Source organism: Mesorhizobium muleiense (assembly GCF_900099905.1).
Classification (GTDB): domain Bacteria; phylum Pseudomonadota; class Alphaproteobacteria; order Rhizobiales; family Rhizobiaceae; genus Mesorhizobium; species Mesorhizobium muleiense.
This window is the reverse complement of sequence record NZ_FNEE01000040.1, coordinates 1-26,582: the sequence shown is the minus strand read 5'-3', so window position 1 is coordinate 26,582 and position 26,582 is coordinate 1. Positions and strand designations below refer to the sequence as shown.

The 26,582-nt window shown below is 63.5% G+C and carries 21 protein-coding genes; 5 read left to right on the top strand and 16 right to left on the bottom strand.

All coding sequences use genetic code 11. The features are described 5' to 3' along the window. Window positions 1–219: 219 nt before the first annotated feature. From BLT09_RS32600 to BLT09_RS32545, 11 genes are all read right to left on the bottom strand, one after another. A complete protein-coding gene (locus BLT09_RS32600) occupies window positions 220–2,589 on the bottom strand; it encodes a trimethylamine N-oxide demethylase (RefSeq protein ID WP_091600576.1) in 2,370 nt (789 codons plus the stop codon). Window positions 2,590–2,857: 268 nt separating this feature from the next. After that, complete coding sequence (locus tag BLT09_RS32590) at window positions 2,858–3,487, bottom strand: sarcosine oxidase subunit gamma (RefSeq protein WP_091600578.1); 630 nt, start codon at window positions 3,485–3,487, stop codon at window positions 2,858–2,860. Further along, a complete protein-coding gene (locus BLT09_RS32585; protein WP_167366598.1) occupies window positions 3,480–6,458 on the bottom strand; it encodes a sarcosine oxidase subunit alpha in 2,979 nt (992 codons plus the stop codon). The genes BLT09_RS32590 and BLT09_RS32585 overlap by 8 nt, the downstream gene beginning before the upstream one ends. 190 nt (window positions 6,459–6,648) lie before the next feature. Beyond that, a complete protein-coding gene (locus BLT09_RS32580; protein WP_091600577.1) occupies window positions 6,649–6,924 on the bottom strand; it encodes a sarcosine oxidase subunit delta in 276 nt (91 codons plus the stop codon). 16 nt (window positions 6,925–6,940) lie between these two features. Then, window positions 6,941–8,194 (bottom strand): sarcosine oxidase subunit beta family protein, encoded by a 1,254-nt coding sequence (locus BLT09_RS32575; protein ID WP_091600574.1) that lies wholly within the window; start codon window positions 8,192–8,194, stop codon window positions 6,941–6,943. Between the two features lie 92 nt (window positions 8,195–8,286). Beyond that, window positions 8,287–9,594, bottom strand: coding sequence for a type III glutamate--ammonia ligase (gene glnT, locus BLT09_RS32570; protein WP_091600573.1), 1,308 nt, complete (start codon window positions 9,592–9,594; stop codon window positions 8,287–8,289). A 36-nt stretch (window positions 9,595–9,630) separates the two neighbouring features. Further along, window positions 9,631–10,959, bottom strand: a complete 1,329-nt coding sequence (locus tag BLT09_RS32565) for an FMN-binding glutamate synthase family protein (protein WP_091600572.1) — start codon at window positions 10,957–10,959, stop codon at window positions 9,631–9,633. A 6-nt stretch (window positions 10,960–10,965) separates the two neighbouring features. Beyond that, entirely contained in the window at window positions 10,966–11,697 is a 732-nt protein-coding gene (locus BLT09_RS32560) for a GltB/FmdC/FwdC-like GXGXG domain-containing protein (RefSeq protein ID WP_091600571.1), read from the bottom strand. A 4-nt stretch (window positions 11,698–11,701) separates the two neighbouring features. Then, complete coding sequence (locus BLT09_RS32555) at window positions 11,702–12,598, bottom strand: class II glutamine amidotransferase (protein WP_091600570.1); 897 nt, start codon at window positions 12,596–12,598, stop codon at window positions 11,702–11,704. Window positions 12,599–12,729: 131 nt separating this feature from the next. Next, complete coding sequence (locus tag BLT09_RS32550) at window positions 12,730–12,948, bottom strand: hypothetical protein (protein ID WP_091600569.1); 219 nt, start codon at window positions 12,946–12,948, stop codon at window positions 12,730–12,732. A gap of 37 nt (window positions 12,949–12,985) precedes the next feature. Next, complete coding sequence (locus tag BLT09_RS32545; protein WP_091600568.1) at window positions 12,986–14,383, bottom strand: ammonium transporter; 1,398 nt, start codon at window positions 14,381–14,383, stop codon at window positions 12,986–12,988. A 165-nt stretch (window positions 14,384–14,548) separates the two neighbouring features. Between BLT09_RS32545 and BLT09_RS32540 the strand changes: the two genes are divergently transcribed. From BLT09_RS32540 to BLT09_RS32525, 4 genes are read left to right on the top strand one after another with little or no spacing between them, the layout of a single operon-like run. Further along, window positions 14,549–15,682: an aminomethyl transferase family protein gene (locus BLT09_RS32540; RefSeq protein WP_091600567.1), complete on the top strand. Its 1,134-nt coding sequence runs from the start codon at window positions 14,549–14,551 to the stop codon at window positions 15,680–15,682. Window positions 15,683–15,696: 14 nt separating this feature from the next. After that, on the top strand, window positions 15,697–16,293 hold the full coding sequence (locus BLT09_RS32535) for a dimethylamine monooxygenase subunit DmmA family protein (RefSeq protein ID WP_091600566.1): 597 nt from the start codon (window positions 15,697–15,699) through the stop codon (window positions 16,291–16,293). Next, entirely contained in the window at window positions 16,290–17,255 is a 966-nt protein-coding gene (locus BLT09_RS32530) for a PDR/VanB family oxidoreductase (protein WP_091600565.1), read from the top strand. Before BLT09_RS32535 ends, BLT09_RS32530 begins: the two co-directional genes overlap by 4 nt. A gap of 9 nt (window positions 17,256–17,264) precedes the next feature. Then, window positions 17,265–18,302, top strand: coding sequence for a heme-dependent oxidative N-demethylase family protein (locus tag BLT09_RS32525; protein ID WP_091600564.1), 1,038 nt, complete (start codon window positions 17,265–17,267; stop codon window positions 18,300–18,302). A gap of 222 nt (window positions 18,303–18,524) precedes the next feature. On the opposite strand, the gene BLT09_RS32520 is transcribed toward BLT09_RS32525, so the two are convergent. Then, the gene (locus tag BLT09_RS32520) at window positions 18,525–19,235 is read right to left on the bottom strand and encodes a helix-turn-helix domain-containing protein (protein WP_091600563.1); all 711 of its coding nucleotides are present in this window, start codon (window positions 19,233–19,235) and stop codon (window positions 18,525–18,527) included. Window positions 19,236–19,493: 258 nt separating this feature from the next. On the opposite strand from BLT09_RS32520, the gene BLT09_RS32515 reads away from it, so the two are divergent. Beyond that, on the top strand, window positions 19,494–20,852 hold the full coding sequence (locus BLT09_RS32515; RefSeq protein ID WP_091600562.1) for an NAD(P)-binding domain-containing protein: 1,359 nt from the start codon (window positions 19,494–19,496) through the stop codon (window positions 20,850–20,852). 34 nt (window positions 20,853–20,886) lie between these two features. On the opposite strand, the gene BLT09_RS32510 is transcribed toward BLT09_RS32515, so the two are convergent. From BLT09_RS32510 to BLT09_RS32495, 4 genes are all read right to left on the bottom strand, one after another. Beyond that, window positions 20,887–21,909 (bottom strand): serine hydrolase domain-containing protein, encoded by a 1,023-nt coding sequence (locus tag BLT09_RS32510; protein WP_091600561.1) that lies wholly within the window; start codon window positions 21,907–21,909, stop codon window positions 20,887–20,889. Between the two features lie 62 nt (window positions 21,910–21,971). Further along, window positions 21,972–23,954: an ABC transporter permease gene (locus BLT09_RS32505; RefSeq protein WP_091600560.1), complete on the bottom strand. Its 1,983-nt coding sequence runs from the start codon at window positions 23,952–23,954 to the stop codon at window positions 21,972–21,974. Beyond that, complete coding sequence (locus BLT09_RS32500; protein WP_091600559.1) at window positions 23,951–25,036, bottom strand: quaternary amine ABC transporter ATP-binding protein; 1,086 nt, start codon at window positions 25,034–25,036, stop codon at window positions 23,951–23,953. The genes BLT09_RS32505 and BLT09_RS32500 overlap by 4 nt, the downstream gene beginning before the upstream one ends. Before the next feature lie 75 nt (window positions 25,037–25,111). After that, on the bottom strand, window positions 25,112–26,086 hold the full coding sequence (locus BLT09_RS32495) for an ABC transporter substrate-binding protein (protein WP_091600558.1): 975 nt from the start codon (window positions 26,084–26,086) through the stop codon (window positions 25,112–25,114). Window positions 26,087–26,582 lie beyond the last annotated feature (496 nt).

Below are 26,582 nucleotides of genomic sequence, written 5' to 3'. Positions count from 1 at the left end.
AACACGATCGACCATCCGAATCATCTCCCTCTCTTCCTTACCCCCGGAATCATCAATCCGATTCTGTGCAAAGGCCTCCTTGTGGGAGAAGGTGGCCTCGCGAAGCGAGGTCGGATGAGGGGTGTTCCGGTTTGGCCGGGCGGCACTCCGTCCAGCACCCCTCTTCCGTCTCGGCGCTACGCGCCGATCCACCTTCTCCCACAAGGGGAGAAGGCAAGATCAGGACCGCGGCCTGGTCTTTTGCGGGTCGTAATGGGCAAAAGTCACGACGCGTGCGGGCAGCCGCTTGCTGTGGCCGTCGAGCTTGCCGATCTCGACCGCGGTGCCGAACGCAGCATGGGTGACGTCAAGCCTGGCCAGCGCGATGGTCTTGTTGAGCAGCGGCGAGCGCGTGGCGGACGTGACCTCGCCGATCTGGGCGCGGCCGACATGGACGCAATCGCCATGCCCGACCGCGACATTGGCGTCGATGTCGAGGCCGACCAGTTTCCTCTGCGGGTTTTCCTTGCGCCGGATCAACGCCTCGCGGCCGATAAAATCGTCGGTCTTGCTCTTCAGCGGCACGGTGAAGCCGATGCCGGCCTCGAACGGATCGGTCTGGTCGGAAAATTCGTGAGCAGCAAAGATCAGCCCGGCCTCGATGCGTACCATGTCGAGCGCCTGCAGCCCCATCGGCTTCAAGCAATGCGGCTGGCCGGCCGCCCAGATGGCGTCGAACACCTTTTCGGCGTCGCGCGGATGGCACCAGATTTCGTAGCCGAGTTCGCCGGTGTAGCCGGTGCGCGAGACGACGATTGGAATGCCGTTGCCGCCGCCGATGCGGGCGACGGCGAAACGGAACCATTCGAGCTCCTCGATCGACGGCTGCAGCGGCGAAGTCCAGATGATCTCCTTCAGGATGTCGCGGCTCTTCGGTCCCTGCACGGCGACATTGTGCATCTGGTCGGTCGACGAGCGCACCAGCACGTTGAGGTCGAGGCGCGTCGCGGTGTCGCGCAACCATTCGCCGGAAAGATCGTCGCCGCCGACCCAGCGGAAATTGTCCTTGCCGAGCCTGAGCAGCGTGCCGTCGTCGATCATGCCGCCATGCTCGTAGCACATGGCGGAGTAGACCACCTGGCCGACGCCGAGTTTTTTGATGTCGCGGGTCAGCGTGTATTGCAGCAGCGCTTCGGAATCCGGGCCGGTGACCTCGAATTTGCGCAGCGGCGACAGGTCCATGATCACGGCATCCCGCCGGCAGGCCCAGTATTCGTCGATAGGACCCTGCCTGGCGAAGGCGTTGGCGAGCCAATAACCCCTGTACTCGACGAAGTTGCGGGTGTGCTTGGCAAAGCTCGAATGAAATGATGTCTCGCGGGTCATTTTCGGTTCCGAATCGGGCGTCATGCGTCTGGCGATCGCTCGCGAGAATTTATGCTTACCGGAATAGGTCCGCACATGGATGTCGGTCAGGTTCCAGCCATTGGCCGGCGTCGTGTCGTCGGGACAGGCGGACGACACGCAAACGATGTCGGTAAGCGCCCGCAGCAGCACATAGTCGCCCGGCCGCGACCATGGCTCGTCCGACACCATGACGCCATGCGCGTCGATCGCCGTGTTGAAGAAGAAATTGATCGCCATCCAGCCCGCGCGCGGAGTTACACCCTTGTCGGCGAGCGCGCGGTTGAAATTCTCCGAGCAGTTGGGATGACCGGGATAGCCGATGTCGTCGTAATATTTGGCGGCGCAAGCGAGCGCGAACGCATCGTGCCGGCCGCAGGTGTCCTGCATCACCTCGACCAGCGGCTCCATGTCTTGGTCGTAATATTTCGAATGCAGGCCTGGCATCGGATAGCTCGAACCCATCAGCGTGCGGGTCGTCGTCACGTCGAGCGGATGGTCGCGTCCCTTGTCGAGCTTGCGCGCCGAAAAGCACTGGAAGTCGGTGCATTGGCGCCCGTCGACATCGATGATCTGCAGATAGTCACCCGCCTTGACGAAGTAGGCTTCCGCGGTCGCCGAATGGACGCGCAAATCGAGCACCGGGTCGGCCAGCGGGTCGCCAAGCCTGGACTTCGCCGCCGGAAGGATCGTGGCGCGGCGTACGATGACGCCGAGCGGCGTTGCCGTGTCGTGGCCGTCGACCGGCATCGGCCCGCCCGGAGCGGCGATCAGCATCGAGCCATTGCGGGCGACGGCAAAACCCTGTTCGGTCCCGGCAGGGGTGGTGCCGCCGAAGATGCGAACCGCCTTTGCCTGGTCGAGCTGCACCTGGCGTCGCTCGAGCCCCCGGCGCAACGACGCGAGGCTGTCGTCGCCATCGGCCAGCAGCGCCTTGATGCCGGCGGCATTGCTGTTCGAGTTCTCGCCGAAAATGCCGGCATCAGTCACGCCGCTCTTGTCCCATGCCAAGAGCTCGCAGGCCTGGCCGCCTTCGACGTTGCGTACGCTGATGGTATCGCCGGCCTCGACATCGATGAGCACCGCACCATTGCCTTGAACGGAATAGCGCTCCATACCGGCCGGCAGCGCCATCTGGCCGGGCCGCAGGATCAGGCTCGGTCGTGGCGGTCCGGCGGCGACGGCGGGGTAGGGCGACTGGCTCATCTCGACCCGGGTCTCAAGAAACAAGTTTGCCTGTGCGTAAAATTATTTTCGCAGCAAGAATAGCAGTGCGTGTCGGTTTGGCAAGGCGAAGGTGGTGGGGCTCCCCCTTCTCCCCTTGTGGGAGAAGGTGGATCGGCGCGTAGCGCCGAGACGGAAGAGGGGAGTTGGACGGAATGCTGTCGGTGTCAAGCTGGAACACCCCTCATCCGACCTCGCTTCGCGAGGCCACCTTCTCCCACAAGGGGAGAAGGGAAGGTGCGAACAACCGCTACCCCAACTCCCCTGAATACCCGATGTCGACGCCATACTCGGCCGCCGAGTCGAGCATCGTGTGCCACAGGCTTTCGGCGAAACTTGCAAACACCAGAAGATTGAACACCGCCTGCCCATCCGGCCGGTCATCGCCACGCCAGAGATTGACGCTGGTATGGTCGATCGACGTGGCGGCAGCGGCGTAGATCGGAAACGCCGCCGGGTGCAGATCGAGCGACGACAATTTCGCCAGCATGGCGCGCGCCTTGGCTCCCGAGACGCTGATCAGGGCGCGCGCATGCGACTGGTCCGACAGCGAGGCGGACTGCGAGAACGCCTGGCTCAAAATGTCGATCGTGTGCTTGCCGCTCTTGGACAGGACGAGGAACTGATCCGGTCCCGACCAGATGAGCGTCACGTCCGAAGCGCTGACGGCCTTAGGCAGATCCGGAGCCGCCATGCCGAAACGGACCTTGGCGGCGTTTGCCAGTTCCGCCCCTTTGCCGCGCCGCGCCATCACCTGGATCAGGTCGAAATTGCGAACTTCAGTGAGGGAAATGCCCGGCGCGACGTCGCGCGCGCCATGGGCGCCCACGACAAGGACATGCTCCAGCGGACTGCGAGAAAGCCACGAAAACTCAGCCACGCTGGCGCCCTCCATCCGGATCGTAGAAGACGGGATTGCACAGCTCGACATCATAGTCTTCACCGCGCAGCGGATCGTGCGCATGGACGATCTCGCCGATGCGCTCGCGGCCGCGCTCGACAAGCGCCAGCCCGATCCACTGGTCAAGCATCGGCGAGAAACAGACCGAGGTGACATAGCCCTGGTCGTTGGCGGGGCCCGGTATCTCGCCTTTCGGAACGACATGCGCGCCGGAGCGCAGGCGGCGCGCTCTGTCCGTCGGCTTGATGCCGACCACGACCTGCCGATCCGGTGCGACCAGCGCCTCGCGTCCGGCCATGACGCGGCCGACAAAATCCTTTTTGGTCGACATCATCTTGCCCAAGCCGAGATCGGCCGCGGTCGTCGTGCCGTTCAGCTCGGGCCCGGCGACATGGCCCTTTTCGATGCGCATGACGCCAAGCGCCTCGGTGCCGTAGGGCGTGACGCCGAATTGTTTGCCGGCTAGCATCAGGTTGCGCACCAGCGCGTCGCCGTAGCGGGCCGGAACGGAGATCTCGAACGCCATCTCGCCGGAGAACGAAATGCGGAACAGCCGCGCCCTGATGCCGCCGCGAAGGGATACCTCCCGCGCTCCCATGAATGGAAAACCCTCGTTCGAAAGGTCCTCGGCCGGATCGACGATTTCGCGAAGCAGGTCCCGGGTCTTCGGCCCGGCGATCGAGAATTGCGCCCACTGGTCGGAGACTGACGTGAGTTGCACATCGAATTGAGGAAACAGCACCTGCCGGCAGAATTCGAGATGCTGCATCACCGGCCCGGCCTTGGCGGTGGTGGTTGTCAGGAAATAGTGATCCTCGGCCAGCCGCGACGTGGTGCCGTCGTCATAGACCATGCCGTCCTCGCGCAGCATCAGCCCGTAGCGGGCTTTTCCCACGGCAAGATTGGAGAAGGTGTTGATGTAGACGCGGTCGAGGAAGGTGCCGGCATCCGGTCCGTGCACGTCGATCTTGCCGAGCGTCGAGACGTCGCAAAAGCCGACGCCGGAGCGTACCGCCTTGACCTCGCGGATGACCGTTTCCAGCCAGTCCTTCTCGCCGGCGCGCGGATACCATTGCGCGCGCTTCCACAGGCCGGTGTCGACGAACACAGCGCCCTGTTCAACTGCCCAGTGATGCGACGGCGTCAGCCTTGTCGCGTGGAAGTTTTCGTCGCGATGATGGCCGGCAAAGGCGCCGATGGCGACCGGCACATAGGGCGGCCGGTAGATCGTCGTGCCGGTCTCGGGAATGGATTTGCCTGATATCGCCGCCATGATGGCGAGGCCGGCGACATTCGAGGTCTTGCCCTGGTCGGTCGCCATGCCGAGCGTCGTATAGCGTTTCAGGTGCTCGACCGATTCAAAGCCTTCGCGCTGCGCCAGTTCGATGTCGGCAGCGGTGACGTCATGCTGGTAGTCGACAAAGGCTTTGCCTTTGCCGGCAACATGCCAGAGCGGGGTCAGCGAAAAAGCTTCGTCGTCGGCGACTGGCGGCGTGCCGGCACTGCCGCTGTGCCCGGCGCTCTGCGCCGCCGCCGCACCGGCGGCAAACCCCTGGCGCAGGCAGGCGCCGAGCCCAAAAGCGCCGTTGGCGGCACCGGCGGCCACCATGTCGGGAGGCGCGCCGTCCGGCACGAAGGCCGATATATCGTCCTGCCATTTCGGCCGGCCGCGATGGGATGAGGTCAGCCCGACCGCCGGGTTCCAGCCGCCGGAAACGGCAAGCCCGTCGGCTTCGACCTCGGCGCGTGCGCCGCCTGCCAGGGATATCGAGATTTTCCTGACACCGTCCTTGCCGCCGTCCACCCCGCTGACGAAACCGTTCAAAATGGCAAAGCCGGTTTTGGCGGCAAGCGCGCGATGCGCGGCCGATACGTCTGGACGCGCATCGACGACGGCAGCGATCTGCAATCCGGCGTCGAGTGCCGCCTCGACCGTGCGCCAGCCATCGTCATTGTTGGTGAACAGCGCAATCCTCTTCGCCGGGGTTGCCGCATAGCGTGCGATATAGCTCCGCATTGCCGAAGCCATCATCACGCCGGGCGTGTCGTTGCCGGCAAAGACGATCGGCCGTTCGATGGCGCCGGCGGCAACAATCGAGCGCTTTGCCACGATCCGCCACAGCCGCTGGCGCACCTGATGCTCTGGCGGCGAGGGCAGGTGGTCGTTGACCCGCTCGATCGCGCCATAGGTGCCGCCGTCATAGACGCCGAACAGTGTCGTGCGGGTCATGATGCGGACGTCCGGCAGCGAGGCGAGTTCTGCCAGCGTGCGCGAAATCCATTCGGCTGCGGGCACCCCGTCGATCGTGCCGCCGTCGGCAAGCAGGCGGCCGCCAAGCGCAAAATCGTCCTCGCACAGGATGACGCGGGCACCAGATCGGCCGGCGGCAAGTGCTGCCGCCAGCCCGGCTGGGCCGGAACCGGCGATCAGCACGTCGCAATGCGCCCACGTCTTGTCGTAATGATCAGGATCGGCAACGCCCGCGGCGCGGCCGAGACCGGCGGCGCGGCGGATCGCCGGCTCGTAGACTGCTTCCCAGAATTTTGCCGGCCACATGAAGGTCTTGTAGTAGAAGCCGGCGACGAACATCGGTGAGAACAGCTGGTTGACCGCCATCAGATCGTGGCGCAGCGACGGCCAGCGGTTCTGGCTGGCGGCTTCCAGACCGTCATAAAGTTCGGCGGTGGTCGCCTTGGTGTTGGGCTCACGCCGGGCTCCGGTGCGCAGCTCAACCAGTGCGTTGGGTTCTTCCGAGCCCGCGGTCAGGATGCCGCGCGGCCGGTGGTACTTGAACGAGCGGCCGACCAGCTTGACGCCATTGGCGATCAGCGCCGAGGCCAGCGTGTCGCCCTGGAAGCCGGCAAAGGTTTTGCCGTCGAAGCGAAAGTTCAGCAGCAATGAGCGGTCGATGAGACCGCCCGATGTGAGACGATGGGGCTGGCTGGTGATCACGGTTGCCGGCCTTCATGCCGGAGCGTCGCGCTGCCCCTAACCCTCCCCCTTGTGGGGAGGGTCGCTGCGAAGCAGCGGGGTGGGGGTGCGGCGCCGACCCCCACCCGGACCTGCGGTCCGACCTCCCCACAAGGGGGAGGTAGGGGCCTTGCGCTCTTCGCGGCAGCGCTGAGCTGGCTAAGAATACTCATTTTGCCACCTGCCTCGCCCCGACACCCGCCGCCGGCTCGACCGAGGAGATCTCGTGCGTCAGCGTGTTGCGGGTGATCTTCAGCCAGGCCCGGCAGCCGCCGCCATGGTACCAATGTTCGCTGGCCTCGCCGGCAATGTTGTCGCGCAGATAGACATAGTCGAACACCTCGTCTTCCGAGGCGCCGGCTGCCGGCCGCAGCGGCTTGGCGTCGCCGAGACAGGTGAACTCGCCGAGTTCGCGTTCGCCGCAGAAGGGACAGACAATACGCATGCTTTTCGGGCCGTCCTCAGTGCAGGTTCGGTTGGGCGCCGACGCCCTTTTCATCGATGACAGCGCCCCGCCGGAACCGGTCGAGGCGGAAGCGCGCCGCCTCCTTGTGCAGTTCGTCGCGGGCCAGAAGATGGGCAAAGACAAGGCCGGAGCCGGGCGTCGCCTTGAAGCCGCCATAGCACCAGCCGGCATTGAGATAGAGCCCGTCCACCGGCGTCTTGTCGATGATCGGCGAGCCATCCATCGACATGTCCATGATGCCGCCCCATTGGCGCAACAGGCGCACGCGACCGATCATCGGCATCAGCGCCATGCCGCCCTCGCAGACGTCTTCCATCACAGGCATGTTGCCGCGCTGGGCATAGGAATTGTAGCCGTCTATATCGCCGCCGAAGACCAGCCCGCCCTTGTCCGACTGGCTGACATAGAAATGGCCGGCGCCGAAGGTCATGACATTGGGGATCAGCGGCTTGATCGCCTCGGAAACGAAGGCCTGCAGCACATGGCTCTCGATCGGCAGCCGCAGGCCAGCCATCGCCGCGACGCGCGACGAACTGCCGGCGACGGCCATGCCGACCTTGCCGGCGCCGATTGTGCCGCGCGATGTCTCGACGCCGGTCACCTTGCCGTTGGCGTCGCGCCCAAAGCCGGTCACCTCGCAGTTCTGGATGATGTCGACGCCGAGCGCGCTCGCCGCATGGGCGTAGCCCCAGACCACGGCGTCGTGGCGTGCTGTGCCGCCACGCCGCTGCAGCAGGCCGCCTTGCACGGGAAAGCGGGCATTGTCGAAGTTCAGGAACGGCATCATCTTCTTGACCGCGGCAAGGTCGAGCAGTTCGGCATCGATGCCGTTGATGCGCATCGTGTTGCCGCGCCGGGCATAGGCGTCGCGCTGCGCATCGGAATGGTAAAGGTTGATGACGCCGCGCTGGCTGACCATCGTGTTGTAGTTGAGGTCCTGCTCCATCCGCTCCCACAGCTTCATCGACAGCTCGTAGAAGCCGGTATTGCCGGGCAGCCCGTAATTGGAGCGGATGATGGTGGTGTTGCGGCCGGCATTGCCGGAGCCGATCCAGCCCTTTTCGAGCACGGCGACATTCCTGATGCCGTATTCGCTGGCGAGGAACCATGCCGTCGCCAGGCCGTGGCCGCCGCCGCCGATGATCACCACGTCGTAGCGGTCCTTCGGGCTGGCGTCGCGCCAGGTGCGCTGCCAATTCTTGTGACCGGAAAATGCCGCACGGGCGAGGGAGAAGATCGAGTATTTCATGGTTCTATTCCGAGATCGCTCGCGCCGCGCAGGACCATTCTTGACGCATCGGAATCGTCCGAAAACCGCTTCACACTTTTCGGTCCGATGCTCTAGATATCCAGCGTGTGGTCGCGCTCCCACTGGGTGAAGTGGGAAGCATAGGAATTCCATTCCTGATGCTTCAGCTTTAGATAAGCCGACGAGAATTCCTCACCCAGCGCCGCCTTGAGCGATTTGTCGTTGTCGAACTCGCGCAATGCATCGAGCAGGTTGAGCGGCAGCTTCGGCGCGCCCTCCACCGTATGCCCGAACTGGTACATGTCGATGTCGTAGCGCTTGCCGGGATCGGCCTTCGAGCGGATGCCGTCGAGGCCGGCGGCGATGATGACCGCCTGCAGCAGGTAAGGGTTTGCCGCGCCGTCGGGCAGGCGCAGCTCGAAGCGTCCGGGGCCGGGCACGCGCACCATATGGGTGCGGTTGTTGCCGGTCCAGGTCACCGAGTTCGGCGCCCAGGTGGCGCCCGAAATGGTGCGCGGCGCATTGATGCGCTTGTAGGAATTGACCGTCGGGTTGGTGATCGCGGCAAGTGCCGAGGCATGCTTCATGATGCCGCCGAGAAAATTCCTGCCCTTCGCCGACAGGCCGAGCTCCATGGCGTTGTCGGCAAAGACATTGGTCTTGCCGTCCTTGTCCCACACCGAGATATGGGCGTGGCAGCCATTGCCGGTCAGGCCGGGGAATGGTTTTGGCATGAAGGTGGCGCGCAGGCCGTGCTTTTCCGCAACGGACCTCACCATGAACTTGAAGAAGGAATGCTTGTCGGCGGTCGCCAGCGCATCGTCGAAGGCCCAGTTCATCTCGAACTGGCCGTTGGCGTCCTCATGGTCGTTCTGGTAGGCGCCCCAGCCGAGCGCCAGCATGTGGTCGCAGATCTCGGCGATGACATCATAGCGCCGCATCACCGCCTGCTGGTCGTAGCAGGGCTTTGACGCCGTGTCGTATTCGTCGGAAATCGTCTTGCCGTCCGGCGAGATCAGGAAGAATTCGGCCTCGACGCCGGTCTTGACATGCATGCCGTCGCCCGCCGCCTCTTCAATCAGCCGCTTCAGCGTGTTGCGCGGCGCCTGGGCGACCGTTTTTTCGTCCATCATGCAATTGGCGGCAATCCAGGCGACTTCCGGCTTCCACGGCAGCTGGATGACCGAATCCGGATCCGGCACCGCCAGCATGTCTGGATGCGCCGGCGTCAGGTCGAGCCAGGTGGCAAAGCCGGCAAAGCCGGCGCCGTCCTTCTGCATGTCGGCGATGGCCTGCGCCGGCACCAGCTTGGCGCGCTGTCCACCGAACAGGTCGGTGTAGGAAATCATGAAATATTTGACGCCGTTCCCCTTGGCGAAGGCGGCGAGATCGTTCCCCATTATAGTTCCTCGCTTATTGGTATTTGGTAGTTGGTATCAGAAGCCGTTCTTCCCCGGTATCCAGTTGGTGCCGGCCAGCGGCACGCCGGCCATGGCGGCGGCTTCGATCGTCAGCGCGACGAGATCCTCGGGCTCGAGATTGTGCAGGCTGTTCTTGCCGCAGGCGCGGGCGATCGTCTGCGCCTCCAGCGTCATCACCTTGAGATAATTCGCCAGCCGTCGCCCGGCCGCTATCGGATCGAGCCGTTTCATCAGCTCGGGGTCCTGCGTGGTGATGCCGGCCGGATCGCGGCCCTCGTGCCAGTCGTCATAGGCGCCGGCGGTGGTGCCGAGCTCGTTGTACTCCGCCTCCCAGCGCGGATCGTTGTCGCCGAGCGCGACAAGTGCGGCGGTGCCGATCGACACCGCGTCGACGCCGAGCGCCAGCGCCTTGGCGACATCGGCGCCGTTGCGGATGCCGCCGGAGATGATCAGCTGCACCTTGCGATGCATGCCGAGATCCTGCAGTGCCTGCACCGCCGGCCGGATGCAGGCAAGCGTCGGCTGGCCGACATTCTCGATGAACACTTCCTGGGTTGCGGCGGTGCCGCCCTGCATGCCGTCGATCACGACGACATCGGCGCCTGATTTCACCGCAAGGGCTGTATCGTAATAGGGCCGCGCGCCGCCGACCTTGACGTAGATCGGCTTTTCCCAGTCGGTGATCTCACGCAGTTCCAGGATCTTGATTTCGAGATCGTCTGGCCCGGTCCAGTCGGGATGGCGTGAGGCTGAGCGCTGGTCGATACCCTTGGGCAGCGTGCGCATCTCGGCGACACGGTCGGAGATCTTCTGGCCAAGCAGCATGCCGCCGCCACCAGGCTTGGCACCCTGGCCGACGACGATCTCGATCGCATCCGCCCGGCGCAAGTCGCGCGGGTTCATGCCGTAGCGCGACGGCAGGTACTGGTAGACCAGCGTCTTTGAATGGCCGCGCTCTTCCTCGGTCATGCCGCCGTCGCCGGTCGTCGTCGAGGTGCCGGACAGCGTCGCGCCGCGGCCGAGCGCTTCCTTGGCCGGGCCGGACAGCGAGCCAAAACTCATGCCGGCAATGGTGATCGGGATTTTCAGCTCGATCGGCTTTTTCGCATGGCGCGAGCCCAGTACGACACTGGTGTCGCAGCGCTCGCGATAGCCTTCGAGCGGATAGCGCGAGATCGAGGCGCCGAGGACAAGCAGGTCGTCGAAATGCGGCAGCCTGCGCTTGGCGCCGGCGCCGCGGATATCATAGATGCCGTTCGCAGCGGCGCGACGGATCTCGGAAAGCGTGTAGTCGTCGAAGGTCGCGGATTTGCGCGGCGTCGTCGGCGGGTTGCGATAGGTCATTGAGCCTCAATACGCGTCGGCGTTGTCGATGTTGAAATTGTAGAGGGTGCGCGCCGAGCCGTAACGCGTGAACTCCGCCGCCTTGACGCCGGTCACCCCGGCGCGGTCGAGCAGGTCCTGCAGCAATGCCAGATGCTCGGGCCGCATCTCCTTGGCGATGCAGTCGGCGCCGAGGCTGCCGACCTTGCCGCGCACGAACAGCCGCGCCTCGTAGATGGAATCGCCGAGCGCATCGCCGGCATCGCCCAGCACCACCAGATTGCCGGACTGCGCCATGAAGGCCGACATGTGGCCGATATTGCCGTGGACGACGATGTCGATGCCCTTCATCGAGATGCCGCAGCGCGACGACGCGTTGCCCTCGATGACCAGCAGCCCGCCCCTGCCGGTGGCACCGGCATATTGGCTGGCATCGCCTTTGACCGTTATCGAGCCCGACATCATGTTTTCGCCGACGCCGGGTCCGGCCGAGCCATGCACCGTGATGGCGCTGCCGTCGTTCATGCCGCCGCAATAATAGCCGACGCTGCCGCGGACATCGATGGTGACCGGCTGGTCGACGCCGACGGCGACCGAATGGCTGCCTTTCGGATTGAGCACTTCCCAGGCGGTCTGGTTCGAACCGGGAGTCAAATCGTGAAGCGCCTGGTTGAGCTCGCGCAGCGGAATCTCGGCCAAGTCGAACACCCCTGATGCGTGGCTCTGGTCGAGTGCCTTGGAGACGTTGATTGCCGGCATGAACTCAATGCTCCCAGAAATAGACGGTTGCAGGCTCGGGTTCCCAGACCCTCGCATTGTCGATGCCGGGCAGTTTGGTCAGCGCACGATACTCCGAGCCGAAGGCGACATATTGGTCGGTCTCGGCCATGACGGCAGGCTTGCAGGCGATCGGATCGCGCACCACGCCGAAGCCGTTCTTGGTGCCGACGACGAAGGTGAAGAAGCCGTCGAGGTCGCTCAGCGTGCCTTCCAGCGCCTCGCCGAGATTCTTGCCATGCGCCATCTGCGAGGAGAGATAGGCGGCCGCGACTTCGGTGTCGTTCTCGGTCTCGAATTTCATGCCTTCGCGGATCAGCTCGCGGCGGACATTGTTGTGATTGGAAAGCGAGCCATTATGCACCAGGCATTGGTCGGCGCCGGTCGAGAACGGATGCGCGCCCATCGTCGTAACTGCCGATTCCGTCGCCATGCGGGTATGGCCGATGCCGTGCGTGCCGGTCATGCTGCGCACGTCGAAGCGATCGACAACCGTTTCGGGCAAGCCGACTTCCTTGTAGATTTCGACGACCTCGCCGGCGCCCATGATGCGGATGTCGGGGCGCAGCGCCTGGATCGCCTCGCGCACTTCGTCGACCTTGGCAGGCGCGGTCCTGACCACAGCATGCGTCGATTTCACTGCGATGCTTACTGGCGCTCCGATCGCCTTGGCGAGTTCGGCGTCAAGGTTGCTGAAATCCTGCTCCGGCTTTGCCGACTGCATGGTGATCTTGGCCTCGTTGCCGGATGGCGCGCCATAGATGGCGATGCCGGCACTGTCGGGACCGCGATCGCTGAGCGAGATCAGCATCTGCGAAAGCATCGAGCCGAGCTGGGGTTCGAGCGCCTTGTCCTTCAAAAACAATCCGACGATTCCGCACATGTCAGGCTCCCGCGGTGAGGTATGATTTCGGTGCTACCAGCTTCATATCAAGAATTCAACTCATATGAAAGTTTTTTTCATCACGGACAAGTCGTCCGGCGCAATTTGATGCCGGACGACCTTGTCCCGGTCTAATGGCGATCGATCGCCGCTCTCGTCTCCTCGCCGCTGCGATCCGCCGCCAAATCGGCCTCGATCTCAGCGTTCTCCTGGCGCGTCTGGAGGACGTGCCACCCGATCCAGAAGACGAGGCCGACGATCACCATCACCACTTCAGAACCCTGGAAAGGGTAGATCGCGCCGATGTCCTTGAGGTCCACGGCCCAGCTTTCCATTCCATTGGTAGACATTGCGGTTCTCCCTGTCGTTTGACTAGTTGACGGTTGACTATTTGATCATGGCCTTTTCGGCGGTTCCCAGTTCGTGGACCGACGCCTCGAACGCATGGTTGAGGGCAAAGTCGACGCCCTCGAGTTCGACCTTCTTCGGTACGCGCAGGAGGTTCATGCTGTTCAGTATCTTGCAGACGACGAAGGTGGGGACGAAGCCGAGCACGAACATCAGCACCGCACCAGCGAAATTGCCGAGCGGGTTGATGTGCGCGAAGCCCTCATAGGGCGAGGACGGCTGTCCCCACAGCATGAAGCCCGCCACCACCACCCCGAGAAAGCCGCCATAACCGTGCACCGCAACGGCGCCGACCGCATCATCGATCTTGAAGCGGCGCTCGACGAAATAGTGCAGCTTGTAGCAGATGCTCGGGACGATCGCGCCGATCAGCATCGCCTGGATCGGGTGATAGAGGTCATTGCCGGCCGAGGCCGAGATAATGCCGCAAAGCCCCATCGAGAATGTCCAGAAAGGGTCGCCTTTCGAGACGATGTAGCCGGCCAGCATGCCGCCCGACAGCGACATCAAGAAGTTGAAGGTGATCGCCGAGAGCGTCGTCGGCGCGAGATAGATATTGGTCGCCGTCCAGGTCTCGCCGGTGATCTGGCCGGCAATCGTGGCCGGGCTGATCAGCGGAATGTTGCACGCGGCATAGAAGCCCCAAAAGCCGGTGAAGATCAGGAACAGGCCGATCGTGACCAGCCAGACATTGTGGGGCGGGATGTCGCGCGCCGTGCCGTCGGGCCTGAACTTGCCGATGCGCGGGCCCAGCACGATGAGAAAGGCGAGCGCCGCTCCGCCGGCGATCGCGTGCACGACGCCCGATGCATACGCATCATGATAGCCCCAGAGTTTCACCATCCAGCCTTGCGGATGCCAGCCCCAGGACGCGTCGAGGATCCACAGGACCGAGCCGATCAGCACCGCGACGATCCAGAACGCGCCTGAGCGCGCGCGCTCTATGATCGAGCCCGAGATGATCGACGCCGTCGTGATGGAGAACAGCAGAAAGGCGCCCCAGAACACGCCGTTGAGGCGATGCCACAACGCCGCGTCGGTCGGCGTGACCCCCGTCTCGCCGGGATTGACGCCGGAGAGATGGGTGCCCATCAGCGGATTCCATGGTTCGGCGAAAGGTGCGGTGACAAGTCCGCCGGCGATGCCCGGCCCGTTGGGGAAGCCGAAATAGATCCACCATCCGAAAAAATAAAAGGTGATCGTGACGAGCGGAATCGCCATCGCGTTTTTCATCAGCGTTTTCAGATGATTGCGCCGGCGCGACACGCCGACCTCGTACATGCAGAACCCGACATGGATCAGGAACATCATGACGATGGTCACCCAGTAATAGAACTCCGTGAAAATGGTCGTTAGAGCGTTGAGATTCCCTTCCATTGCATGTCCCCTCCGTTCAGTTGCGTTCCTTGCCTCTCAGTAAAACTTTTTGCATCTTAGTATTGCGCGCTTTTGGAGTTTTGAGTCAATATGGCGCGGACCGTCGCATGGCCTCAGTGCCCTTGAGCGGCGGACGCCGGCAATCTTGTGAGGAGAAGCAAGTCCATGACCGCATCCTGGAGATTTTCGACCTTGGCGGATCGCCATCGTGCGCTCGGTTCGAAGCTCGAAGACTGGAGCGGGATGGGCACGGCCTGGACCTACGACAAGGACGCCGACGAGGAGTACATCGCCATCCGCACCAAGGCCGGGCTGATGGACGTGTCGGGCCTGAAAAAGGTCCACATCACCGGGCCGCATGCCTCGCACCTGATCGACCTCGCCACGACGCGCGACGTCGAGAAAATATATCCCGGCAAGTCGGCTTATGCCTGCATGCTCAACGAGGCCGGCAAGTTCACCGACGACTGCATCCTCTACCGCACCGGTCCGAATGCCTGGATGGTTGTGCATGGTTCGGGCACCGGCCAAGAGGAGTTGCAGCGCGCCGCCATGGGCCGCGATGTCTCGCTGCGCTTTGACGACAATCTGCACGACCTTTCGCTGCAGGGACCGATATCAGTCGACTACCTGGCCAAGCATGTGCCTGGCATACGCGACCTCGCCTATTTCCATCACATGCAGACCCGGCTGTTCGGTTTTCCGGTGATGATCTCGCGCACCGGCTACACCGGCGAACGCGGCTACGAGATCTTCTGCCGTGGCCAGGATGCCGGCACGATCTGGGACACCATCCTCGACGAGGGCAAGAGCGCCGGCATCATCCCGTGCCGGTTCACCACGCTCGATATGCTGCGCGTCGAGAGCTACCTCCTGTTCTACCCCTACGACAATTCGCAGAAATATCCGTTCGAGAACGAAGGCCCCGGCGACACGCTGTGGGAACTCGGCCTCGATTTTACCGTCAGCCCCGGCAAGACAGGGTTTCGCGGCGCCGAGGAGCACTACCGCCTCAAGGGCAAGGAACGCTTCAAGATCTTCGGCGTGCTGCTCGAAGGCAAGGAGCCGGCCGACGAGGGCGCACCGGTCTATCGCGACGGCAAAAGGGTCGGCGTGGTGACCTGCGCCATGTATTCGCCGCTGGTCCAGAAATCGATGGGCATTGCCCGGCTCGACGTCGACTGCGCCGTCCAGGGCACCAGGCTCGAGATCCGCAACCAGAGCGGCGCCATCAGCGCGACGGCTGAGCCGCTTCCATTCGATGATCCGAAGAAGACCAAGCGCACGGCAAAAGGCTGAGGCATACTGAGAGGATGGCAGCGAAAAGCATCATCAGCCGGCCGGTCTACGGAACCCTGTCGCCGCAGCCCGGCAAGCACCATCTTTTCGTGGCCGATGCAGACGGCGCGCTGGCGATAACGGACTTGGCCGCCAAGGCGCCCGACGGTTTTTTTGCCGATGCCCATATTATTTTCATCCCCGGTAATGAGGGCCAGCATGTCGCCGCGCTCGAAGCGCTGAAGCCGGCCCAGTTCTATCAGGGGCCTTCCTTCGCCAGCGCCCTGCCGCGGCTGAAGCAGACGCTGGCCAACGCGCATATGGGCCTGCGCCCCTATCTCGCCGGCACCGAGGGGCTGATCGGCCAGGCGATGCAGGCGGCGCTCGAAGCCGGCATCGACCACACCTCGATCCAGACCGAGCATCGCGGCTCGCTGGCGCGCCGCGTCCAATGCGTCCATTGCAAGGGCATCACCGAAAGCGTGACGACGCAGCCGGCGACCTGCTCGCATTGTGGCCTGCTTCTTCTGGTACGCGATCACTATTCCAGGCGCCTCGCCGCATTCCAGGGCGTCTGCATCAATGCGGAAGACCGCAGCGAAATTCCTCCGGCGGAGGAGATCTTTCGATGAGCACCGGCACCACCAAGCTCGACGTCGTGGTGAGCGATGTCGTCCCGGTCAACGAACTGGTAACGCGCTTCCATTTCCGCCGGCGCGACGGGCAGCTTTTGCCGACATTCTCCGGCGGCGCCCATGTTGTGGTGGAGATGCGCGACGGCGAGCGGACCAGGCTCAATCCCTATTCGCTGATGGGCTCGCCGCTCGACACGCGCGAGTATACCATCTCGGTGCGCCGCGACGATGCCGGCCGCGGCGGCTCGCTGTTCATGCACAGCACTGTCAGGCCCGGCCATGAGATGGTGATCAGCTATCCTGTCAATCTGTTCTCGCTCGACCTGCGCGCCAGGAAGCATTTGATGCTGGCCGGCGGCATCGGCATCACGCCGTTCATGGCGCAGACCGCGCAGCTGGCGGCGGATGGCGGCAATTTCGAGTTGCATTACACCTGCCGCACCGCTTCGCTCGGCACCTATGCCGATGTGCTCAAGGAGCGCTACGATCGCCGGGTCAGGCTCTATCACGACGATCGCGACGAGCGCATCGAGCTCGACCGGCTGCTGTCGTCGCAGCCGCTCGGCACGCATCTCTACGTCTGCGGCCCGTCCGGCATGATCGGCTGGGTGCGCGATCGCGCCGCTGCGCTGGGCTGGCCGGCGGAAACCGTGCATTTCGAGCATTTTGCCGCGCCGCAGCCCGGCGCCCCGTTCGAGGTGACGCTGGCGGTCAGCGGCAAGGCCATCCGCGTCGGCGAGCAGCAGAGCCTGCTCGAGGCGATCGAGGCGGCCGGCGTCGATCCGCCCTATCTCTGCCGCGGCGGCGTCTGCGGCCAGTGCGAGACCAATGTCATCGCGCATGACGGCAACTTCATCCACAACGACCACTGGCTGAGCGAGGAAGAGCACCGATCCTGCAAGAAGATCATGCCTTGCGTCTCGCGCTTCGAGGGTAGGTCGCTGGTTCTGGAAAGATAGGAGGCGAGCCTGGGCATCACCTTTCGTAACGAAACGTTCCGTAACGACTTCACCTTCAGGAACAGCCCGGAGCACATCAGGCGGTTTCCGTTCCCGTTCCACGAAGACAGCTACATGTATGCGGTCAACATCGAGCCGCACGTCGTCGGACCGAAGGGCAGCGCGCTCGAAAACCTGATCGACGTCGACGAGCACTATGTCTCCGAGATGCAGGACCGCGCGCTGGTGCTGGCGGAAGACCCGCTGCGCTGCCAGTCGCTGCCGCACATGACGCTGGCCGGCTGGGACCTGCTCGAACTTCTGATGGAACAGCAGGCGCTGGGCTCTCCCGAGCATTTCACGCTGACGCGCGACGGCGACAAATGGCGCTGGATCAACCGGCCGCTCGGCATCGACGACAGCTTCACCTTCGGCGATGTCTCGACGCTGCCCTACGGGCCGATGGAATACATCACGCGGCAAAGCCAGGGCGATTTCTGCATCCTCGACCAGCGTGACGGCAATCTGTGGATGGATGCCGGCATGGTCACCACCCAGGCCGACTGGTCGCTGGATTTCGACATCGGCATGAACTTCTTCGAATGGCACGCGCCGGTGCCGCTGGCGCATGAGAAGGGGATTTTCACCCGGGCGCTAAAATTCCTCACCAACATCCAACAGGGCAAGCCGGCGCGGCGGCTGAACTGGACGATGACCATCAATCCGCGCCTCGACACCAGTCCGGAAAATTATCATAAATGGGGTCCGGACCGGACGACGGTGACGCCCGAAAACGTCGGCGACAAGGTCCACCTGCGCGTTGAGCTGCAAAGCTTCTGGCGGCTGCCGCGCTCGAACGGCATCGTCTTCCCGATCCGCTGCTACCTGATCAAGATGGACGAGCTGGTGACGCAGCCGATATGGGCGCGGCGCCTGCATCGCGTCATTCGCGACCTGCCCGAAGAACTCGCCAATTACAAAGGCTTGTCGCGCTATCGCGCGACGCTGGTCGAGTGGCTGTCGAAGCTCGACGACGGCAGCCCGACGTCAGCAGGCTTCGGGGCCTGATTGAGTTTTTGCCTGGGTTCCCCGTTGCGCTGCCCTCTCAAGACCTGGGTTCCTCGCTCCCGCGAAGCGGGGGAGAGGTGGCCGCGAAGCGGCCGGAGAGGGGGCTTTCGTAGGGCGCGGTTCCCCCTCTCCGTCTCGGCTTCGCCGAGCACCTCTCTCCCACTTCGTGGGGGCGAGGAAGCCAAGCTGGAATGAGGCGCAGTCCTTCGCAGACCAACCCTCTCACCCCGCGCTGCCCTGCGGATAGCAGATGATCGAGAGATAGCGCATCGGCAGGACTGTCAGCACCTCCGGCCCGTGCGGCGCGTCGGCGTCGAAGAACAGGCTGTCGCCGGGCTTCATCGGGTAGAGATTGCTGCCGTGCCGGTAGGTGACCTCGCCTTCGAGCATGTAGAGGAACTCCATGCCTTCGTGCTGAAAAGTCGGAAACACATCGGAATCCTCGGTCAGCGTGATGAGATAGGGCTCGACGACGACGCCACTGGTGTTGGAGCCGATATGGCCGAGCAGATTGTACTGGTGGCCGGCGCGCGTGCCGCGGCGCTCGACGTCGAGGCCTTCGCCAGCCCTGACGAAGACGGCGCTGCGCTCTTCCTCGAAGCGGCGGAAGAAGGCGGTGACCGGAACGCCGAGCGCCCGCGACAGCGCCTGCAAGGTGGTCAGCGACGGCGAGGTGATGCCGTTTTCGATCTTCGACAGCATGCCAAGCGAAATGTCGGTGGCTGCGGCAAGATCGGCAACGGTGATGCCGAGTTTCTTGCGAAACGCCCGCACCTCGCGGCCGATCGCGACCTCGAGGACCTTTTCGCGGGTGTCGCGAACGGCGTGCGGGTCCTGGGTCAGTGGCGCCCGGATCGTTGCCACGTTTTTAGGCGATGGCTTGGCCTTGGCGGCGGCTGCCCCATTGCGGAAACTGGAAGCTTTCTTCGCCATGTCGCCACCCCGGGTCTGCAAATTTATTTCACTCAGGGTGAACATATTCGCTGCGGATACAGAGCGCAACTGCGACAGCAAGCCAGTTTAGCTCGAATGGCATGCTCTCCCGGGTTTCCGCCATCAGCGGTTCTGCCGAAAATCCAGTCGGGTGAACCGTGGTTTCGGCAGAAGGCCTGTTGACAGCATCGAAGGGGCAATTACTGTCCTGTCAGTGAAATTTGTTTCGTTAGGGAAATGAGACCGGGAGGCCCGCAAATGAAAAGTCGTGTTGCCGTCATCGGAGCCGGACCGTCCGGCATGGCCCAGCTTCGAGCCTTCAAGTCGGCAGCCGACAAGGGCGCGGACATTCCGGATATCGTCTGCTTCGAAAAGCAGTCCGACTGGGGCGGCCTGTGGAACTACACCTGGCGCACCGGCCTCGACGAGCATGGCGACCCGGTGCACGGCTCGATGTACCGCTACCTCTGGTCGAACGGGCCGAAGGAATGCCTCGAATTCGCCGACTACACGTTCGAAGAGCACTTTGGCCGGCCGATCGGCTCCTACCCACCGCGCGCCGTGCTGTGGGACTACATCAAGGGCCGCGTCGAAAAATCCAACGTGCGCCAATGGGTGCGCTTCAACAGCCCGGTGCGTATGGTGACGTTCTCCGACGCGACGAAAAAGTTCACCGTCACCGCGCATGACCGCAGCAACGACGTCACCTATTCGGAGGAGTTCGACAACGTCGTCGTCGCCTCGGGGCATTTTTCCGTGCCCAACGTTCCCTATTTCGAGGGTTTTTCGAGCTTCAACGGCCGCATCCTGCACAGCCATGATTTCCGCGACGCCATGGAATTCAGGGATAAGGACATCCTGATCATCGGCCGCTCCTATTCGGCCGAGGACATCGGCTCGCAATGCTACAAATACGGCGCCAGATCGATCACCTCCAGCTACCGCTCGAAGCCGATGGGTTTCAAATGGCCTGACAACTGGCAGGAAGTGCCGCTGCTGCAGAAGGTCGTCGGCAAGACCGCGCATTTCAAGGACGGCAGCACCAGGGATGTCGACGCCATCATCCTGTGCACCGGCTACCTCCACTCCTTCCCGTTCCTCACCGAAGATCTGAAGCTCAAGACCGCCAACCGGATGTGGCCGGACGGGCTTTTTGAGGGCGTCGTCTGGGAGAAGAACCCGCAGCTGTCCTATATCGGCATGCAGGACCAGTTCTACACCTTCAACATGTTCGACGCACAGGCCTGGTTCGCCCGAGACGTCATCATGGGCCGCCTAAAACTGCCCTCGGCCGAGGCGATGGCCGAACATGGCGCGAAATGGCGGGCGCGCGAGGAAACGCTGGAAGACGCCGAGCAGATGATCTGGTTCCAGGGCGACTACACCAGGGAATTGATGGAGCAGACCGACTATCCGGGCTTCGACGTCGAGGCTGTCAATCAGACCTTCATGGAATGGGAGCACCACAAGGCGCAAGACATCATGAGTTTCCGCGACCACGCCTACCGCTCGCTGATGACCGGCACGATGGCGCCGCTGCACCATACGCCCTGGCTGCAGGCGATGGACGATTCGATGGAATCCTATCTCGAGGTGAAAGGCGTCGCGGCGGAGTAGCGGCGTCCTCGCCGCACACTTTGCGCGACATGCACTAGCTGCGCGCCTCGCGCACCTCTTTCGTCGCTTCAATGATCCGGCCGAGCAGGGCATGGAGATCGTCGCGGTGGCCGCTGCGGCCGGCGGGGCCGTTTTCATCTGAAGTCATGACCACGGTCAACGCGCGCCCGGGCACAACATAGACCATCTGCCCGCCATAGCCCCACCCGTAGAAGACCGCTTCGCCCGCGATCTGACGGATGAACCAACCATAGCCGTAACCGTCACCGGTGAAACGCGAGGCGGTGCGTGGCAGCCAGGAGAGCTTGATCCAATCGGCCGGCACGAGCTGCCGTCCGCCGCGGCTCATCCCGCCGCTGCGGTAGAGCTCGCCAAAGGCCAGCAGCGAGCGCGGGCTCATGGCCATCTGGTTGCCGCCGAGATAGATGCCCTGTGGGTCGCGGTCCCAGGCGGTGATGGAAAAGCCCTGCTGCGGCCCGAGCCATTCGCGCGCCAGCTCCAGCGTCGAGCGGCCGGTCCGCCGCGTCAGGATCGCCGAAAGCAAATGCGTTGAGCCGGTGGAATAAAGCATGGTGCCGCCCGGTTCGCCGTCAAAGGGCATGGCGAGGGCTGCCCGCACCCAGTTGCCGCTTGCCACCCAGCGCCCGTAGTTTGGGCCGGAAGTCCGACCGAGCCCCGCCTGCATGGAAAGCAGCTGACCGATCGTCACCTGCTGGAGGCGCGGATCGGCGGCGGCTGGCAGGTCGGCCTGAAGAAGCGGAGCGATCTTCTGGTCAGTGCCTTTGAGCACGCCCTTTGCGATGGCGATGCCGATAAGCGCCGAGATGATCGACTTGGAGGCCGATTTTATGTTGGCAGGACGTGCCGGAGAGTGGCCGCGATAGCCGCGCTCCGCCACCACCGCGCCGTCATGCGCGATGGCAACCGTGCGCAGCGGCGTCAGGCGCTCGGCCTCGTCAAGCAGCTTTCCAAGCCGCTGCTCCAGGCCATCGGCAGCGTGGGCAGCGACGGAAAGGATGAGGAGAAAGGCGAGAATCACGGTGGGGCGCTTCAGCATGAAGCCAGCTTGGGACGCATTTTGGGCAAGACGAAGGTCGGACGCGATCCGCTGTTTTGCGGCTATCCCAGCCTTGCCCGCGCCTTGGCCGTCCAGGCGTTGAACAGCCGGTCGGCGACGATGCCGATGAAGGCGATGGCCAGTCCGGCGACGATGCCGCGGCCGGAATCGGCCTTGGACAGCGCGATGAACACCTCTTGGCCGAGATCGCGGGTGCCGACCATGGCGCAGATGATGATCATCGCCAGCGCCATCAGGATGGTCTGGTTGACGCCGAGCATGATCTCAGGCAGCGCCAGCGGCAGTTGCACGCGCAAAAACGTCTGGCGCTTGGTGCAGCCCGACACCTTTGCCGCCTCGATCAGTGCCGGCGGCACCTGCCTGAGTCCGTGATTGGTGTAGCGGATGGCCGGCACCACGGCGAAGGCGACGGTCGCGATCATCGCCGTCACGTCGCCGACTCTGAATAGCATCACCACCGGGATGATGAAGCAGAACGACGGCAGCACCTGCAGCGTGTCGATGATCGGGGTGACGATCTTCTCGACACGGTCGCTGCGCGATGCCATCAGCCCGATCGGAATGCCGATCAGGCAGGCGATGAAGGCCGAGATGCCGCACAGGTAGACCGTCGCCATGGTCTTTTCCCAGAGGCCGGTCACCGCGCAGAAGACGGTCAGCGCCGCGACCAGGGCGGCGAGGCGCAGGCCGCCGAGCTGGTAGCCGGCAAGCCCAAGCAGAAACACCGCGCCCAGCCACGGAAAACCCTCGCAGAAGGCGCGCACCGGGTTCAGCACATTGAGGATCAGCGCCACGCGGAACGCTTCGATCGTGTCGAAGAAGTTGATCGTGATCCAGCTCACCGCTGTCTTCCACAGCGGCGCGGTGGTGAAGGTGATCACCTTCGGCACCGCAGCGAAGGCCGGAACGAACAGACCAAGCAGTGTCGTGACGGCAAGGACGGCGACGGCCAGCGTCAGATTGGGGTAGCGCCGCCAGAAGCTCGGGCTGACCTCCTGGTAGACATGGCCCTTCGCATGATTGCGCGCGATCGCCTGGCTTAGCCGGTCGAGCGCGATGGCCAGCGCCACGATGGCAAGGCCGGCTTCCATCGCCTCGCCGACCTTCAGCGCCCTGAGCGCCAACAGCACGTCGTAGCCGAGGCCGCCGGCGCCGATCATCGAAGCGATGATCACCATATTGAGCGCCAGCATGATGACCTGGTTGACGCCGACCATCAATGTCGGACGCGCCGAAGGCAAAAGCACGCGCCACAGTTTCTGTCGCGCCGTGCAGCCGGCCATCTCGCTGAAATCGTCGATTTCGGACGGCACCCGCGACAGCCCCAGCATCGTCGCGCGCACCATCGGCGGCGTCGCGAAAATGGCCGTCGCGATCATCGCCGAAACCGGACTGTTGCCGAACAAAAGCAGCATCGGGATCAGATAGGCGAAGGTCGGGATGGTCTGCATCAGGTCGAGGGCAGGGGAGATCAGCAGCCGCTCCGCCCATGGCTTGCGCCACGCCCAGATGCCGACGAACAATCCGGTGACGATGCAGAACGGCACGGCGATGGAGATCAGCCCGAGCGTCAGCATGGCGCTGGTCCACTGGCCGAACAGCGCGATGTAGAGGAAACAGCCGCCGACCAGCGCGCCGAGCTTCCAGCCGCCGGCGGCACGTCCGGCCAGGAATGCGGCGATGCAGACACCGACCCAGGACAGACGCGGCAGGACGAGCATGTCGGCGCCATGGCCGATCTTGAAATTCTTGGCGAGCAGACCGAGCGCAAAATCGAGCGGCACGCCGAGCGCCGCGGTGATCGAGCGCGTCAGCCAGGAAAAGTTCGACTTTATCAGGCTCATCAACGCGCTGACCCAGTCGGCGACCGGAATGATTGCGCCGACCGGATAATTGACCGCCCAGGGCAGCCTGTCCTGCAGCAGGAACACGGCAAGCACGGCGGCAAAGGCGCCGGCCCAGACCACCAGCCAGAGCTGAACAGGCCGCGATCTCGCCTCGCTGGCGCTTGCCGTCACCGTCATGCGTTGGCCCCGGAACGCTCGATGCCGGCCAGAAGATCGATCACGGCTTGCGGCGTGACTTCGCCGATCGGCTTGCCGGTGCCGTTGACGACGGCGAACGGCTTGCCGGCCGAGACGATATCAGCCGAAAAACTCGATATCTTGGCATCCGGCGCGATCACGCCGCCATGCTCGGCGCCGGCGCAGGCGCGCATCAGGCTTCGCGCCGAAATCACCTTGGCGCGGTCGACGTCGCGGGTGAACTCGGCGACATAGTCGGTCGCCGGGTTGACCACCAGCTGTTCCGGCGTGCCGATCTGGATGACCTCGCCGTCCTTCATGATGGCGATGCGGTCGGCCAGCCGGATGGCCTCGTCGAAATCATGGGTGATGAAGACGATGGTCTTGTGCAGCATGGTCTGCAGCCGCATCAATTCGTCCTGCATCTCGCGGCGGATCAGCGGATCGAGCGCCGAGAACGGCTCGTCGAGAAACCAGATTTCCGGCTTGGTGGCGAGGCTGCGGGCGATGCCGACACGCTGCTGCTGGCCGCCGGAAAGCTCACGCGGATAGAAATGCTCGCGGCCGCGCAGGCCGACAAGCTCGATCACTTCGCGCGCGCGCTTCTCGCGCGTCGGCCGGTCCTGTCCTTGGATGCCCAGTGGAAAGGCGATGTTCTCCAGCACATTCAGATGCGGCAGCAGGGCGAAATTCTGGAACACCATGCCCATGCGGTGGCGCCGCAGCTCGATCAGCGCGGCATCGGAGATTTTGAGGAGATCCTTGCCCTCGAACTCGACCTTGCCATGCGTCGGCTCGACCAGCCGCGACATGCAGCGCACCAGCGTCGACTTGCCCGACCCCGAAAGCCCCATGATGATGAAGATTTCGCCCTGGCGGATTTCGAGGTCGACGGCGCGCACCGCGCCGACCAGCCCGGCCGCGGCGACCTCCGCCATGCTGGCCTTGCCGTCGCGCTGGCGGATGAAATTGGCGGCGTTGGCGCCGAACAGCTTCCAGACGTTGCGGCAGGCGAGCTTTATCGGGCGGGCATCGTTTGGCGTGCCTGCCGCTTGCAGCACCTGTTCAGTCGTATCGGCCATGCAGTCTTCCTTCTGGAATAGGGGATAGAGACCCGGCCATGAATGGCCGGATCTCGCAGTTTCCAGTTGGAACGATCACTCGGCCCAGGCTTTCCAGTCGGCTTCGTGGGCGGCGATCCAGGCGGCGGCGACGTCTTCGGGCGTCTTGCCTTCGAGATCGATCTGGCCGCTCATCTTGTTGAGCTCGTCGGTGTCGATCGTGTAGTTCTTCGCGACCTTGTAGGCGACCGGCCATTTGTCCTTCATGCCCGCCCAGGAATATTTCCAGATCTCGCCATGAGGCTTGCCGCAGTCATATTTTGCCTCGGGGTTCACGCCCCATTTCGGGTCGTTGTAGCATTCCGGCGTATAGTCGGGGAATTCGACCCATTCGCCCTTGTACTTGGCCGGCGCCCAATGCGGCGAATAGACCCACAGCATGATCGGCGCCTTGCGCTGATAGGCCGAATCCAGCTCGGCGAACATCGCCGCATCGGTGCCGGCATGGATGACGGTGAAGGGCAGCTTCAGCGCCTCGACGCGTTCGTCGTCAAAACCTTCCCATGTCACCGGCCCGCCGAGATAGCGGCCGTTCGGTGCCGTTTCGGCGGTCGAGAAGGCCTCGGCGCATTTCGGGTCCTTCAGCGCCTCCCAGTTCGGCAGGCCCGGGCATTTCTCCTTCATGTATTCGGGATACCACCATTCCTCCTTGGCCTTGGGCCCGAGCGGGCCGAGGCGTTCGGTCTGCCCGGTCGCATCCGAGGCCTTCATGGCTTCGCCGGCCGTCGTATCCCAGAATTCCATGGCGACAGCGAGATCGCCATTGGTAAGGCCGGTGGTCAGGCTGGAGAGATAATCGGCCGTCGGGTACTCGACCGTGTATCCCAGCTTTTCAAGAATGCCGCCGAGGATCTTTGCGTTCAGATTGACGCTGGTCCAGTCGAACAGCGCGATCTTGATAGGGTCGTTCGATTCTGGCGCCGCCGCTTGGGCCGAAGGCGTCAGTGCACTTGCCGCGGCAAGTGTTAAGGCTCCCATTGATAATCTCGAAATCAAACTCCGAAGTGACATGCCTGTGCTCCTGTCAAGCTCTGGTGGAAGTTATCGTTCGTTCCCTTCTTGCGTCTTTTTGATTGTGTTGGAAAAGCTGGTCGTTGCGCAAGTCCATTGGCAGCAAATTGCTGTCGGCGCTGAAGTAGGCGCAGACGGGAATGATGCCCAATTCGATGAAGAGGTCGTGCGACCGCGTCATGGCTGCCGTGCTGCCGAAGCAGTGATCCGCGGATCGATCGCCGCTCTTGCGGCGCCCTCAAGCTTGCGAGCCATCAAGGTCCCATGCTGTCGGCTCTCGGCAGTCGCCGAAGCCATTTTCATGAGATGAAATTATATATACCAACATTCATGTCGCGCAACGACTAATGCGCCTCTTCCTTCTCCCCTTGTGGGAGAAGGTGGCCTCGCGAAGCGAGGTCGGATGAGGGGTGCTCCAGCTTGGCACTAACAGCACTCCGGCCAACACCCCTCATCCGTCTCGGCGCTGCGCGCCGATCCACCTTCTCCCACAAGG

Coding starts and splice junctions, on each gene's coding strand:
- BLT09_RS32600 (WP_091600576.1), bottom strand. CDS start 2,589: ATGAGCCAGTCGCCCTACCCCGCCGTCGCCGCCGGACCGCCACGACCG.
- BLT09_RS32580 (WP_091600577.1), bottom strand. CDS start 6,924: ATGCGTATTGTCTGTCCCTTCTGCGGCGAACGCGAACTCGGCGAGTTC.
- BLT09_RS32575 (WP_091600574.1), bottom strand. CDS start 8,194: ATGAAATACTCGATCTTCTCCCTCGCCCGTGCGGCATTTTCCGGTCAC.
- glnT (WP_091600573.1), bottom strand. CDS start 9,594: ATGGGGAACGATCTCGCCGCCTTCGCCAAGGGGAACGGCGTCAAATAT.
- BLT09_RS32565 (WP_091600572.1), bottom strand. CDS start 10,959: ATGACCTATCGCAACCCGCCGACGACGCCGCGCAAATCCGCGACCTTC.
- BLT09_RS32560 (WP_091600571.1), bottom strand. CDS start 11,697: ATGCCGGCAATCAACGTCTCCAAGGCACTCGACCAGAGCCACGCATCA.
- BLT09_RS32555 (WP_091600570.1), bottom strand. CDS start 12,598: ATGTGCGGAATCGTCGGATTGTTTTTGAAGGACAAGGCGCTCGAACCC.
- BLT09_RS32550 (WP_091600569.1), bottom strand. CDS start 12,948: ATGTCTACCAATGGAATGGAAAGCTGGGCCGTGGACCTCAAGGACATC.
- BLT09_RS32545 (WP_091600568.1), bottom strand. CDS start 14,383: ATGGAAGGGAATCTCAACGCTCTAACGACCATTTTCACGGAGTTCTAT.
- BLT09_RS32540 (WP_091600567.1), top strand. CDS start 14,549: ATGACCGCATCCTGGAGATTTTCGACCTTGGCGGATCGCCATCGTGCG.
- BLT09_RS32535 (WP_091600566.1), top strand. CDS start 15,697: ATGGCAGCGAAAAGCATCATCAGCCGGCCGGTCTACGGAACCCTGTCG.
- BLT09_RS32530 (WP_091600565.1), top strand. CDS start 16,290: ATGAGCACCGGCACCACCAAGCTCGACGTCGTGGTGAGCGATGTCGTC.
- BLT09_RS32520 (WP_091600563.1), bottom strand. CDS start 19,235: ATGGCGAAGAAAGCTTCCAGTTTCCGCAATGGGGCAGCCGCCGCCAAG.
- BLT09_RS32515 (WP_091600562.1), top strand. CDS start 19,494: ATGAAAAGTCGTGTTGCCGTCATCGGAGCCGGACCGTCCGGCATGGCC.
- BLT09_RS32510 (WP_091600561.1), bottom strand. CDS start 21,909: ATGCTGAAGCGCCCCACCGTGATTCTCGCCTTTCTCCTCATCCTTTCC.
- BLT09_RS32505 (WP_091600560.1), bottom strand. CDS start 23,954: ATGACGGTGACGGCAAGCGCCAGCGAGGCGAGATCGCGGCCTGTTCAG.
- BLT09_RS32500 (WP_091600559.1), bottom strand. CDS start 25,036: ATGGCCGATACGACTGAACAGGTGCTGCAAGCGGCAGGCACGCCAAAC.
- BLT09_RS32495 (WP_091600558.1), bottom strand. CDS start 26,086: ATGTCACTTCGGAGTTTGATTTCGAGATTATCAATGGGAGCCTTAACA.